General features: G+C 44.7%; 8 protein-coding genes and 4 tRNA genes. 5 read left to right on the top strand and 7 right to left on the bottom strand.

The window, feature by feature from the left end:
• Positions 1 to 199 precede the first annotated feature (199 nt).
• Positions 200 to 2,215: a DNA helicase Rep gene (rep, locus tag KXJ80_RS04300; protein WP_069454101.1), complete on the top strand. Its 2,016-nt coding sequence runs from the start codon at positions 200 to 202 to the stop codon at positions 2,213 to 2,215.
• A gap of 20 nt (positions 2,216 to 2,235) precedes the next feature.
• On the opposite strand, the gene KXJ80_RS04305 is transcribed toward rep, so the two are convergent.
• Entirely contained in the window at positions 2,236 to 4,866 is a 2,631-nt protein-coding gene (locus KXJ80_RS04305; RefSeq protein ID WP_099457336.1) for a sensor domain-containing diguanylate cyclase, read from the bottom strand.
• A gap of 207 nt (positions 4,867 to 5,073) precedes the next feature.
• Between KXJ80_RS04305 and KXJ80_RS04310 the strand changes: the two genes are divergently transcribed.
• From KXJ80_RS04310 to KXJ80_RS04325, 4 genes are all read left to right on the top strand, one after another.
• Positions 5,074 to 5,150: transfer RNA gene (locus tag KXJ80_RS04310), tRNA-Arg, on the top strand.
• 64 nt (positions 5,151 to 5,214) lie between these two features.
• Positions 5,215 to 5,290, top strand: a tRNA-His gene (locus KXJ80_RS04315).
• A 15-nt stretch (positions 5,291 to 5,305) separates the two neighbouring features.
• Positions 5,306 to 5,382 (top strand) — tRNA-Pro (locus tag KXJ80_RS04320).
• Between the two features lie 53 nt (positions 5,383 to 5,435).
• Positions 5,436 to 5,512: transfer RNA gene (locus KXJ80_RS04325), tRNA-Pro, on the top strand.
• 193 nt (positions 5,513 to 5,705) lie between these two features.
• On the opposite strand, the gene KXJ80_RS04330 is transcribed toward KXJ80_RS04325, so the two are convergent.
• From KXJ80_RS04330 to KXJ80_RS04355, 6 genes are read right to left on the bottom strand one after another with little or no spacing between them, the layout of a single operon-like run.
• Positions 5,706 to 7,625: a bifunctional diguanylate cyclase/phosphodiesterase gene (locus KXJ80_RS04330; protein ID WP_069454103.1), complete on the bottom strand. Its 1,920-nt coding sequence runs from the start codon at positions 7,623 to 7,625 to the stop codon at positions 5,706 to 5,708.
• A gap of 8 nt (positions 7,626 to 7,633) precedes the next feature.
• On the bottom strand, positions 7,634 to 8,341 hold the full coding sequence (locus KXJ80_RS04335; RefSeq protein WP_037423398.1) for a transglutaminase-like cysteine peptidase: 708 nt from the start codon (positions 8,339 to 8,341) through the stop codon (positions 7,634 to 7,636).
• An 18-nt stretch (positions 8,342 to 8,359) separates the two neighbouring features.
• Complete coding sequence (locus KXJ80_RS04340) at positions 8,360 to 8,965, bottom strand: OmpA family protein (RefSeq protein WP_037427723.1); 606 nt, start codon at positions 8,963 to 8,965, stop codon at positions 8,360 to 8,362.
• Positions 8,962 to 10,377 carry a type I protein secretion system protein AggA gene (gene aggA / locus KXJ80_RS04345; RefSeq protein WP_047535307.1) on the bottom strand — a complete coding sequence of 472 codons (1,416 nt, stop codon included), beginning with the start codon at positions 10,375 to 10,377 and terminating at the stop codon, positions 8,962 to 8,964. Before aggA ends, KXJ80_RS04340 begins: the two co-directional genes overlap by 4 nt.
• A gap of 26 nt (positions 10,378 to 10,403) precedes the next feature.
• On the bottom strand, positions 10,404 to 11,786 hold the full coding sequence (locus KXJ80_RS04350; RefSeq protein ID WP_037423406.1) for an HlyD family type I secretion periplasmic adaptor subunit: 1,383 nt from the start codon (positions 11,784 to 11,786) through the stop codon (positions 10,404 to 10,406).
• The gene (locus KXJ80_RS04355) at positions 11,783 to 13,960 is read right to left on the bottom strand and encodes a type I secretion system permease/ATPase (RefSeq protein ID WP_047535309.1); all 2,178 of its coding nucleotides are present in this window, start codon (positions 13,958 to 13,960) and stop codon (positions 11,783 to 11,785) included. The genes KXJ80_RS04350 and KXJ80_RS04355 overlap by 4 nt, the downstream gene beginning before the upstream one ends.
• Positions 13,961 to 14,014: the final 54 nt, after the last annotated feature.

Below are 14,014 nucleotides of genomic sequence, written 5' to 3' on the forward strand. Positions count from 1 at the left end.
TAATAAGCTTGCCTGCACACTGATTGCAGCATATTTGACTGGTTTTTAGGATGTCATATTCAAATGCTTATTCATTTGAAGAGACGAGTCATTTCTATTGTTTGCTCAATTGATATCTGGGGATTTGTTGGCCTTAAAACCTTCGCTTCTGCTATGATCCCATCCCCCTTCTGAAGACTTGTTTGGATATTGCGCGACGATGAAACTCAATCCTGCCCAAAATGATGCCGTTCATTATGTTTCTGGGCCTTGCTTAGTATTAGCGGGCGCGGGCAGTGGCAAAACGCGGGTAATTATCAACAAGATTGCCTATCTAGTGCAAAAGTGTGGCTACAATGCCCGCAATATCGCCGCCGTGACGTTTACCAACAAAGCGGCGCGCGAGATGAAGGAGCGGGTCGCACAGTCTATGGGGCGTAAAGAGGCTAGAGGTTTATGGATTTCGACCTTCCATACCTTAGGTCTTGAGATTGTAAAACGTGAGCATAAAGTGCTGGGTTTAAAGCCTGGGTTCTCGTTATTCGATGACCAAGATACGCTTGCGCTCCTTAAAGAGCTGACTCAAAAAGAATTACAGGAAGATAAAGATTTACTCAAAGCCTTGGCAAGCAGCATCTCCAATTGGAAGGGCGGGCTGATTATTCCCGACCAAGCGCGCAAGCTGGCAAAGGATGAACAGCAGCAGTTGTTCGCCCTGTTGTATCAGCGTTATGCCCAGCATATGAAAGCCTACAACGCTTTGGATTTTGATGACTTAATTCTGCTGCCAACCCTATTGTTACGCCATCATGAAGAAGTGCGTACACGCTGGCAAACCAAGATCCAATACCTGCTGGTGGACGAATATCAGGATACCAACACTTCCCAATATGAAATGGTCAAGCTACTGGTGGGCGAGCGCGCGCGTTTTACCGTGGTGGGGGACGATGACCAGTCCATCTATTCATGGCGCGGGGCTAAGCCGCAGAACTTAGTGTTGTTGGGTAAAGACTTCCCCAAGCTTAAGTTGATTAAACTTGAGCAAAATTATCGTTCTAGCCAACGCATTTTGCGGGCGGCGAACATTCTTATCGCCAACAATCCCCATGTGTACGATAAGTCGTTATTTAGCGAACTGGCTTATGGTGAGCCGATGCGGGTGCTGTTTGCTGCCAATGAGGAACAAGAAGCCGAGCGTGTGGTCGCCGAAATCATTCGCCACAAATTTGTCGGCCGTACCCAATTTGGTGATTACGCAATTCTGTATCGCGGTAACCACCAGTCTCGCCTACTTGAGCGGGCGTTGATGACGAACCGTATCCCTTACAAGCTAAGCGGCGGCACTTCGTTTTTCGCCCGTGCCGAGATTAAAGACATCATGGGCTACCTTAAACTGGTGGTAAATCCTGACGATGATAACGCCTTTTTGCGGGTGGTTAACTTACCTAAACGGGGTATTGGTCCATCCACCTTGGAGCGTTTGGGTAACTTTGCCAACGAGAAACATATCTCCATGTTCGAGGCGATTTTTGATCCTGAGCTGAATCATCATCTGCCGCCTAATGCCATGTCGGCACTCTATCAATTTGGCCGTTTTATTGTTGATACAGGGGAGCATGCCGACCGAGGTGAGCCGGTTGAAGCGGTAAAGCAACTGATCCGTAAGATTAATTACGAAGACTATTTATACGAGACCAGTACCAGTGCTAAGGCCGCCGAAATGCGGATGAAAAACATCTCCGAGCTGTATCGCTGGGTGACGGAAATGCTCTCTGGGGATGAATTAGATGAACCTATGACCTTGCAGGAAGTGGTTAACCGCCTAACGCTTAGGGATATGATGGAGCGTAACAGCGAAGATGAAGGCGGCGATCAGGTACAATTAATGACGCTGCATGCCTCTAAAGGGCTGGAATTCCCCTTCGTGTTTATGGTGGGGGTTGAGGAGCGCATTCTACCGCATCAAACCAGCATAGATGAAGATAATGTTGATGAAGAACGTCGTCTTGCCTATGTGGGGATAACGCGGGCACAACGTGAGCTATGGTTCACCCTCTGCCGTGAGCGTCGCCAGTTTGGTGAAACTATGCGCTGCGAGCCGAGCCGCTTTCTGCATGAGTTACCGCAGGATGACCTTATTTGGGAAAACCGTAAGCCACAGCAAACAGAGCAAGAGCGAATGCAGACCGGGCGCAGCCATATCTCGAATTTAAGAGATATGTTTAAGAAGTCTTAATTAATCATGTAATTGCAGTTTTAGGCGCAAACCTGATGCAGGGTTTCCACTAAGGTAAAAGGGTGGGCTATGGCACTACCCTGGCCGAAGCGATAACCTAGTGCATTGAATATATTGATTTGCTCAGGGTGATGAAGTCCGTCAACAAAGGTTTGTAAGTTTAAGGTTGAGGCCGCCTTTTGATAGGCAGACATCAGCTTTATGTGTTGTTCATCTTGCAGTTGTTTCGTGATATTCGCATCCAGCTTTAAGCCTTTTACAGGGAGGAATAACAAACTGTTTAACGCACTGTGGCCGCTTCCGTAGTGGCTAATCCCTAAGTTAACCCCCTGCTTATTTAATAATTCAAAGCCGCTTATGTGGTTCTCCGTTTCTTGAACTAAGGCTTTTTCATTAAAAAATAACCATAGCTGCGGGAGAGGAAGCTGAGTTTGTTTGAGCGCATTTTTAAGACCACGAAGTACATGCTTGTGTTTAAGATGTTGACTGGAAAGCATAAGGTGTAAATCAAGGTTATCTCCATGGCTCACAACGAGCTGGTGATAATGCTTATTCAGTAAGTTAATTGCATACTTATCCAACTCAACCATGAGGTTAGCTTGCTCAGCTAATTGGCTTAAAACTTCGTGCGGAATACTTCCCCATACGGGATGCTCCCAAATTAATCGACACTCAAAAGCATGGGGTTGTAGAGTCTGTAAATCAACTATTGGGAGAAGATTGAGTTGTAACTCCTCTGCTTGCAGCGCCTGTTTAAAATCATTTTCGAAGGCAATATCCTGGATTTTTTGCTGTGACGCGCTATCGTCAAAAATGACATAACAACCTTTGCCATTCGCCTTGGCTTGGTACATTGCGGTGTCGGCATTACGTAGCATCGATTCACTGGTATCTAACTTATTACCACTAATGGTTATGCCGATACTGGCACCTGAGTGAAACTCGATTGTCCCTAATTTGTAGGATTGTGAGACTTTTTGAATGACCCGTTCGGCTACATCACGGGCATCGTTGATGCCGTTGATGGTATCGAGCAGGATAACAAACTCATCGCCACCGAGCCTCGCCAAGGTATCGTTGCTACGGATGCAACCGCGTAAGCGAGTGGCGGTTTCAATTAAGAATCTATCGCCCTCCAAATGCCCCATAGTATCGTTAATCTGCTTAAAGCGGTCGAGGTCGATAAACAGCAGGGCAAACTGTTCTAGGCTATGGCGGCGAACATGTTTGATAGCCTGATTGAGACGTTCCATAAACATCGCACGATTGGGCAATCCTGTGAGCGCATCGTGTTTGGCATCATGAACGAGTTTAGCTTCCATATTACGGCGCTGACGGATCTCTTTCTCTAGGTCCTTATTGAGCTCAGCGAGTGCAGTTGTACGAGCTGCAACCTTTTCCTCTAGTTCTTCATAGCTGCGGCGTAATGACTCTGCAGCGAGTTTTTTCTCGATAGCAGCACCGATATGTTGTGACACAAAGGTGAGTAACTCCAAGTCTTTCGTTTGGTAGTTTTGGGTCATGCTAAAGCTATAAATGGTTAGCGCACCTCGTACTACATCATGGATAAACAGTGGGATACCTATCCATTGATGCATTGTTTGAGTGTGATTAAGTGCGGGTGCCTTAGCGTAAATTTCTTTTGAGGCAATCAAACCATGAATATCATTCTGGTCTAGCAGTAGTGGACGTTTGTGTTTGAGCACATACTCCGTCAGCCCATCCTGTAATGGCCGAGTCCCAGGGTGTTGGTTACCTATTTGGGAAACATAAAATGGGAAGGTTAAGTGGGTACCTTGTTCATTTAGCAGTGCGATGTAACAGTTATTGGCAGGAATAAGGTGCCGAATCACATTATGTAGCTGTGCATAAAATTCAGGATTATCTGAACTAGAGCTTGCTAGTTCTGCTATTTCAAATAAGGATTTTTGCAGCCGCTCGGCTCTGCGTCTTTCATACACTTCTTGCTTGAGCTTGTCATAGGCTTGGCTAAGCTCTTTAGTCCGTTGTTGTATTGCTTGCTCTAGCTGTTCTTGATGCTTAAGTCTTTCCATCACGCCAGCAATATGGTGACAAATAAAGGTCATTAACTCGACCTCGATATCGCCATAACTGACATTGGTATCATAGGTTTGTACTACCAGTACGGCAGTGACTATGCCTTCATGCTTGATGGGCACTCCAAGCCAAAGGTGGCAAGGAGAACCTAAATTGACGATCTCCTGCGCTTCGACCAACTCTTCAACCTTGGATTCATCGCATAGTAGGGTTTTTCCTGTGCGAAAAACGTAACCTGTTAATCCTTGTTGCAACAGCGTTGATAGGGATTGCTCGGGATAAAGCTGGGCAGGATGGGCATCTTTTTCATCGGCAAAGAAGGGAACCGAAATGGTGTTGGTATTGATATCAAGAGTAGCGATAAAAAAATTATCAGCAGAAATCAGCTTTTTTAGGTGGTGGTGAACCCCTAAATAGAATTCTTCAAGGGAAGGAACCTGAGTGGCAATATGGGATAATTCGAGTAACGCATTTTGAACGACTTCCGCTCGCTTGTACTTATGCGCCAAATATTTAAGGCGATTAAGTCTTTTTTTTAAGCGTTCAAGCTCAGGAGCTCGAGGTTGGGTAGTTTCATCTTCATCCCTAAACATGATACTCACTAATCAGTTCTGCGTTAATTGTTGCCAAACGTTATAATTAGCACGAAATACCGTAACATCCAAGTCATATTTTAACTGTGTTTTCGCTGAAAAAGCATGCTAATGTATCAAAACTTGAGCAGTCAGTAAAAAAAGTGCAAAACAGCTATAGACTCAAAGACTATTTGTCCATACTATATGCGGCGCTAACCAAGGCGAGCGCCCATAGCTCAGCTGGATAGAGCGCACCCCTCCGGAGGGTGAGGCCGAAGGTTCGAATCCTTTTGGGCGCACCATCTCTCCGAATGAGTTGTGAGCTTGAGCTTGAGCTTGAGGTTAGCAGTAAAGTGAAATTCAGTGGTGATTGTAGCTCAGTTGGTAGAGTCCCGGATTGTGATTCCGGTTGTCGTGGGTTCGAGCCCCATCAGTCACCCCATTTCATTTAACATCTCGGTGATTAGCGCAGTCCGGTAGCGCATCTGGTTTGGGACCAGAGGGTCAGAGGTTCGAATCCTCTATCACCGACCACATTCTTCGCATAACTAGCGCGTTTGAGTTTTCAAGCAAATAGTTAACAGTTACGGTGATTAGCGCAGTCCGGTAGCGCATCTGGTTTGGGACCAGAGGGTCAGAGGTTCGAATCCTCTATCACCGACCAATTACACTGAAGCCTCAGAATTTCGAAAGAAGTACTGAGGCTTTTTTGTATTTGTCTCTTGGTACTGTTTTGCCATTCGTATCTTGCTGGCTCGTTGTGATTGCATGACATGGTGCTGCGAGGATTCAAGGCCGTTAGCAACATCTCAAATAATTAAGGCTCCCGAAGGAGCCTTAATGCAATGGTTTTCGATTTAGTCGATATTTTCTGGCGGGACAATGAAGCCCTGATAGGCATCCGTTTTTAGCTCATTGAAGCGCTCTAGCTGAGCCTTTTCTTGAATTCCTGTCACTATCACCTGAATATCTAATCCTCTAGCTACATTGATAATCGCACGGCAGAGCTCGCTATTATGTGATGCTTCGTCATAGTAAGAGAAAGATTGGTCAAGTTTAACGTAACTCGGTCTTAGCTCTTGGAGGTAAGACATGGAGCCAAATTGTCTACCAAAATGGTCAATACCAAATTTAGCACCATTGTCCCTAATAATATTGCAAAGGCGAGTACAGGATTCTAAGTCGCTATAAACCCCCGCTTCAGGGATCTCAAAGCAAATCCGTTCAACCTGTTGAGCCGTGCGCAGGAAGTGATTAAGCCAGTCGTGGAACTGTGTATCACTAATACTTTGATGCGTTAAGTTTATCGCTAAAGGCTCGTAATGACGCTCAAGCAGTTTTTGCTCGTAGATAGTCTCAATGAGGCATTTATCGAGTAATGAGCCGAATGACAGCAGCTCTATGTAAGGCATAAACTGGCCAGCATGAGCGAGCTTATCACCCAGCTCGAGTTGGCAATAGAGCTCTCTTTGGCTCACGCCATCGCCATTACAAAATTGGATAGGTTGCCAACGGAACTTGAACTTTTTGTTGCTAATGGCGTGGCTAAGGTTGTCACGCCATTGTTCTCGGGTGAAAAGTTGTTGTTCAGTTGTCTCGAACCAATGGAAGGTTTTATTCTCTTTGAGCGCTTTTTGCAGAGCGTTGTCTGCTTGGGCAAGAATATCGGAGACCTTCATTTGGCCAATCCGTTCAGCCACCCCAATCGCAAAATTCTCATTGGGCTTACAACCTGCTTTTGATATTTCTTGATTGATTGTGCGGATCAGCGTTTGCAAATATTTGCTAATTTGATCATGTTCTACATCGGTCACAAGGAAGGCAAACTCAAATGCGGCAATACGCGCAACCACAGAGGGGATGATCTCATTTAATTGCTGGACTAGTTTTTCGGCCAATAGGCGAATGGTTTCATCGCGAACCTGATAGCCATATTTACTGTGAACTTCTTCGAGCCAGTCTAACTTAGCTAAGAACAGGGCGCCGCTGCTCGGTTCGCTTAACCAGCCATTGAGACGGCTCACCACATATTGGCGATTAGGCAGTCCTGAGGCGGGGTCTGTGAGATTCTTTTTGCGTAAAGTACCTACCTCCTCATCGAGTGATTGGAAGAGCTGTTTTAGTTGAGCTGACATGCTATTGAACGCGGTAACGAGATCTTTGAGTTCAGTGGTTTTAGGCAAAGGCATATCTGGCCCAAACTGGCGAGCCGCAATCTTTTTAGCATGATCAGATAAAGCGTGTAGTGGTTTTAAAATCCAAGTTAATCCTAATCTTGCGGTAAAAATAGCGACTAAAAACAGCAACGAAAAGGCGATAATAGTATTGGACATGATGCGCCATAATTCATGGTAACCAAATCCTGGGTGCGCAGTGATTTCAAGCTGAGCTAGCTGTAACCATCCTGAGGTAATCGTGCTTTCTTTTTTGATGGTTTTAAATAGGTTCAAATTGATAAACCATTGAGGTACATCATCAATTTTAATAGGGTTAGCCCATTCTTGTTGTTTACCGTCAACCATCCACGTCAGTTTAATATTTTTATAATAGCCGCCTTCAAAAATAACGTTGACTAAGGTTTCTGCGGCTGCAGTATCACCCGCCTCAAGCGCGGGAGTTAGCATTAATCCAAGCGAGGTACTGGCATTGTTTAGATCCGATTCCATTTGCTTGGTCAAAAAGCTTTGAGTCTCAGTAAATTGCACATAGCCAAGACTTGCTACTACTAACAAGAATAGGCTAAAAAGCAGCGAATAAATCTGTCTAAACAGTGTCATCTTGGGTGCTACTCCAGTTTTAATTTGGGCTGTCTTAAGCGATCAACCCCTAACCTATGGTTTAGGTCATTCCATTTTTCGAGTCGTGTTGACGAGCCAGCTAAAACGCCTCGTCCCTGTTCTTTGTTAAGCCATAACTGTTTACCGTTAAAGCTGTATACGGGTATAAGATCTTTACGTTGAGTTGCGGGTTTGATGACATGATCAAGATTATCAAGCACTAAAGGGATGGAGGAAGGGGTATCATAGTAAGCTAATACCATATGATACTGATTAACACTGGTTGCTTTAACCATGGTGATCCGCATTTTATCCTCGGGCACACCTAATTGAAGCAGTGTAAAATACTTGGCGATTGAAAAATCCTCACAATCTCCACCATTGACTCCAATAAACTCCATTGGAGTGGCCCAATAGTTTGATTCTCCCCATAATTTTATATCATCAACGAAGCGGAATAAGTTAAAAAAGTTATTAACTTTCAATAGCTTTTCTTTTTCGTCAACCGTGTTTGCCTCTGCTAATACTTTAAACCAAGCTCTTGCTCGCATTCCTGCTCGCTCACCATAGCGTTTTTCTAGCGTTGAGGTGATTTTTGCTTCATCGAGTGTTTGGGTAGGTGCCGCATACAGGCAACTAATCCCCAACGCAGACGCAATTAGGCTTGAGCGGCAGGCGCGAAAAAATGCATTTATATCCTTTGGCCTGCCGTTCATAACCTACTCTGTTAGCCCTTATTTGGTGTCATCGACGGAATAAATCGTCCACTTCATATCTGTAGCGGTGTCATCACCCGTCACTTCAGCGACGACTCGGCGATTACGAATTTCTGCTTCAGGTGTCTGTTCTAAAACGACTGGACGACTTGAGCCATATCCTATGGCGGTGAGTCGGCTTCTGTCGATACCAAAACGTTCGGCAAGAACGGCGGTAACGGCATCAGCACGTTCCTGTGATAATACCGAGTTTCTTTCATCTGTACCCGTACGACTTGTGTGTCCTTCAATGGTCACCTTCGTTGTGGGGTATTGACGTAAGAATATTGCGATCTCTTCAATTTGCGGGTAATACTCAGGTGCAATGTATGCTGAGTTATTGGGAAATAATACATTGATTTCCTTACGCTCATTAATTGATTTGATCTGACCACAGCCGTAGTTATCCGTGCCTGCACCTTTAACAGTATCGTTGCAGCGTTCACGGGCTTCAACTACTCCATCACTATCCTTATCGGAAAGATCGTATGCTTGAGTTGTTGTCATATCTTCAATATTGACTGTATCACGCATGGAACAACCTGCTAAAAGCGCCACGCTAAGGAATAGGATAGTGGTTTTCATTGGTTGGCTCCTCCTTCGTAGCTACGCTCTCCGCGCCATGCTTCCGGACGCGTCACTTTCAGTGAGTCGAGTAAGCGGCCTGTCGCGTTAAGCACGCGATATTTAGCAATGATTTCATCATATTCAGCTTGTAAGTAGTCCTTACGTGCTTCGAACAATTCATTCTCAGTATCAAGTAAGTCGAGTAAGCTGCGTTGACCAAGGTTAAATTGCTGCGCATAAGCGGACTGAGTATCTTTGGCTGCAATGACATGGTCACGAATGTATTGCTTTTGAGGTGCTAACATTTCGTACGCGTTCCAAGCTAGATTGACGCCCTCAACGACTTCTCTTTGAGCGCGTTGACGGATTTCTTTGGCTTCACCCAGCTTGTAGGCTGATTCTTTTTCACGAGCGAGGTCTTTACCGCCAGCGAAGAGGTTATATCTTACTCGCACCATGGCGACGATGTCGTTGCTATAACCACCTACATTTTGGCTCGCTAATGCACTTACGCCATCTTCGCCACCCACATCATTGTTCCAGCTACCGTTTAGCTCTAACGAAACTTGCGGGTAATAGTTGGCTTGGGCGGATGAACGCTCATTTTCAGCAGCACGAATATCGTTTGCTGCAGATTTAAGGATAGGATGATTTTTCTCTGCGTCAGCTAAGCTACTGTTTAAATCCTTTGGTAACATATCGGCATCTGGAACGGGTTGAATTAAGTCAACTGGGTCGGCAGACACAACTCGGATAAATTGCGCTTTAGCATCGAGCAAATTATTTCGAGCAGAAATCACATTCGCATTTGCCCTTGCAAGACGGCCTGATATTTGTGATAGATCGGCTGTTGAGCCTAGACCTGAATCAGTACGTTGCTTGATTTGATCATAAATTTCTTTATGGCTGTTAAGATTTTTTTCAGCCAGCTTCAACACTTCATCAGTACGAAGGTAGTTGAGATAGACTTTGCTGACATCCAATGCCATATCTTCAGCAGCAGCAAGTAAGGCCCACTGGTCTGCACTGGCTTCAAAGCTATAACGGTCAACTTCACTGCTGGTATAAAAACCATCAAAAAGCATTTGTTTTAGGCTAATACCAAACTCACCGCGGTTGAGTTCCGCGACGCCATTGCTATCAACATCGCCGACGTTTTTGCGTCGACGGGTTGATACGCTATCCGTCTGCTCGTAGCCATAGCCACCAGTGAGATCGACTGTTGGCATATAACCAGCAATTGCCTGATTTACTTGCTCTTCTCTTGCTTTGAATCGGTTAAACGCCACTCGTAGATCTGGGTTGGTATCGAGCGTGTGCGCAACCGCTTGCTCAAGCGTTTGGCTTTGAGCCGATAGTGGAAGCAAGATAGCTGACAGCAGAACCGCTATTTTTGAACATTGAAATTGTCGTCTTACTAAAGTCTTCATTGCAAACCTCCCGGTTTATAACAGGCTTAACGCTCTCTGAGCGCTGTGTCCTTAGCCCTTAAAATTGGATTTAAAATGTACTCAAGAATGGATCTTTGTCCGGTGATAACGTCAACGCTAGTTAACATCCCCGGTATAATTGGCATCTCTGTGCCATCGTCTTTTATCAAACTCGATTCTTCGGTTCTTACCTTTATAAGGTAGAAGCTATTTCCTTCTTCGTCCTGTGATGTATCGGCACTAATATGCTCTACTGTACCTTTAAGACCACCGTAACGGGTAAAGTCATAGGCAGTCACCTTAACTACTGCAGGTAAGCCTGTATGTAAAAACGCAATATCCTTAGGTAAGATCTTGGTTTCTATCAGTAACTGATCTTCAGATGGCACGATTTCAACTATATCAACTCCGGGTTGAACCACGCCTCCTAAGGTGTTGATATGCACAGTCTTAATGGTGCCGTTTACAGGGGAAGTTATAATCGCTTTGCTAACCTTATCTTGGGCTCCCACCTGTGCTTCGTTCATTCTGGATAAACGGGTTTGTGTTTCGTTAAGTTGTGCACGAAGATCTGCAGCGTAAACAAATACCGCTTCACGGCGCTTTAATATTGCTTCATCTAATGCTGCTTTCAGTTTCGGTCTAAGCAGTCTCAATGAGTTTAATTCCCCCTGAGCATCGTTCACTGCGCGTTCGAGTTTAAGTAATTCAACTTCGGGCACAATCCCTTTTTTAGCCAGAGGCCTCGTAAGCTCTAACTCCCTAGAAATCAACTGCATACTGGTTGTTAAGGTCGTCGTTTTTGAGGCAAGGTCATCGATTTCTTGTTGCCTTTGTTGTATCTGACGAACCAGAATCTCCAGTTGGTTGCTCAGATTATCTAAGCGACCGTTATATTCTTCCTGTTGTCTTTTCACTAGGGCGGGTTCTGCCTCATGAATACTATCGGGAAATACTAAAGCTTTTTTGGTAATTTTAACTTGTTCACGCCAGTCAGAAGTCATATCTGAGATAAGAATGCTATCTAATTCTGCGCGCATACGGATGGCATTGGTTTTTAAGCCAAAGACCTCTTGCTCTTGCTGGGCAAAATCGGAGCGAAAGCGGGTATCATCAATCCGTACAAGTGGCTGACCTTTAGTGACAATATCACCCTCTCTCACAAAGAGTTCTTGCATGATACCGCCGTCAAGACTTTGAATGACTTGAACTTGAGAAGAAGGGATAACTTTCCCAGAACCCGTTGTCACCTTATCCAGTTTGGCAAAACCTGCCCAAAGTAGAAAACACACAACCATGGCAGCTAACGCCCATATGATGAGCCTATGTCCACTTGGGGCATCTGTCATCATGGCACCGTAAACATCATCAACCATGTCTAAATCATTTGCCGTTAGATTTTTACTCATTGTCTGGAGCCTCCATTTACAAGGCCAAAATTGAGTTTTTCTAACACTTCAGCTTTAGGACCATCAGCAACAACATGTCCCCTTTCAAGCACAATAATACGGTCAACTAATTGTAATAAATGCATTTTGTGAGTGATTAATAGCAAGGTTCGATCCTTGCTGACATTTTGCATTGAGCGAATAAACTGTTGTTCTGCTCTCGCATCTAAACTGGCTGTAGGCTCATCCATTAGCAATACTGGCGGATCGTTGAGAGTCGCCCGAGCTAGGGCAACGGTTTGTCTTTGTCCACGACTAAGAGACATGCCACCTTCGCCGACTTGTTGATCTAGGCCTTCAGCCTCCAAATGGGTGAACTGACTGACACCTGAAAGCTGTACTGCACGGATAAGTTGATGCTCTGTCACTTGGCGAGTACCAAAGAGAATGTTATCTCTTATGGTACCGTGGAAGAGGGTGACGTCCTGCGGTAAGTAACCAAAGTTACGGCGCAGATCGCTAGGATGAATTTGTGCCGAATCGACCCCATCGTAACGTAGGCTACCGGTTGTGGGTTGGAACAGTCCAACGAGAAGTTTGGCTAAGGTACTTTTACCTGAACCATTACGACCGATAATTGCAACCCTTTCACCTGGGTTGATGGTTAATGAGAGCGGGTGAAGCACTGGCTTTTCTGAGCCGGGATAACTAAATCCAACATGGTCAGCATTAATTTTCCCGATTAAACGCTGCTTACTCACCAAGTGGCCTTTATTTTCAAACTCATCTTCCTGCACCATGAGCTCATTGAGTTGACGCAGTGCACTGGCTGTGTGGTTGGCGCGCGTCATCAGTCCTGCAAGTTGTGCCATTGGCGCTATTGCTCTACTCGATAACATCACCGCAGCGATGATCCCCCCCATAGATATAGCGTTATCAGACACACGATAAACGCCTAAAATCACCACACATACAACGGAAAATTGCACAATAAAGTTAGCGAAATTTGAGACTGAGTTAGACAGTTTTTTGGATCTTAATTGCCAGTTAGCGCTATGGCCGATCATTTGTTGCCAACTTTTTTGGACAATACCTTCTGCGCCGTTGGCTTTTATAGACTCTAACGCCGAAAGACTTTCTATCAAATGCCCATGTTTTAAGCTGGAAAACTTATTACCTTCTTCAATCGCCGCTTTTAATTTAGGTTGGGTATAAAGTGTAAAGCCGATAATGATCAAGCCTCCCACGACAGGGATCACGGCTAAATCACCTGCAACAATATAAATCACGATAAGGAAAAAGAGTGCGAAAGGAAGATCGACAAGTGTTGTTATCGTTGCTGAAGTTAAAATTTCCCGAATATTGTCAAATTCTCCCAGTTGTTTTGCCATACCACCAATGCTTGGGGAACGTTTTTCCAATGGAATACCAATTGCTTTGGCAAATAGCTTCGACGAGACAATGATATCAACTTTTTTCCCAGCCACATCAATTAGGTAGCTTCTAAGTTGCCGCATAACAAGGTCAAATAAATAGGCAATTGATGCGCCAATCGCTAATACCCAAAGGGAGTCAAAAGCTAAATTAGGTACGACTTTGTCGTACACATTCATAATAAACAGGGGAGAAACTAAGGCAAATATGTTGACCAACACCGAGGCGATTAACGCATCTCGATAAATGGGCGCGGAGTCTTTTAAGGTTTGAACTAACCAGTGGGTTTTATTATCGTGCAAATAGACATCAAACCCCATGTCGCCACGATATTCTTGTTTGACTAAGAACAAATAGCCGACATACAAAGTTTCAAGTGACTCAATGGTGAGTTTTTCTTCACCGCCCGTTTCTGGCAGTTGGATGATTGCTCTATCTGACTCGAGGTCTAATTCCCGCAGAATACAGGCTTTCTTGTCTTTTAATAATAAAATACAGGGTAGCAGTATCGGCGAGATCTCATTTAAACCCTTACGAGATAATTTTGCTGCTAACCCTGCACGAGATGCTGCTTGAGGAAGCAGGTCGGGTGTTAATACCGCTCCAGACAAAGGCAAGCCTGCCGCAAGTGATTCACTTGAGCATGGATTACCAAAATGTTCAGTCAGAAGCACTAAACAATCTAGCAGTGGGTCAACAATTACTCGCTGTGATGCGGATATCGTCCACTGCTCAACTTTTTCAGACGCTGTAACAGGCACCTAATTATCTATCCTTTGATTTTTTATTTACTTATCAGAAGTATCGGTCATGAT

Origin of the sequence: Shewanella xiamenensis, from assembly GCF_024971755.1 — a bacterium.
GTDB lineage: Bacteria > Pseudomonadota > Gammaproteobacteria > Enterobacterales > Shewanellaceae > Shewanella > Shewanella xiamenensis.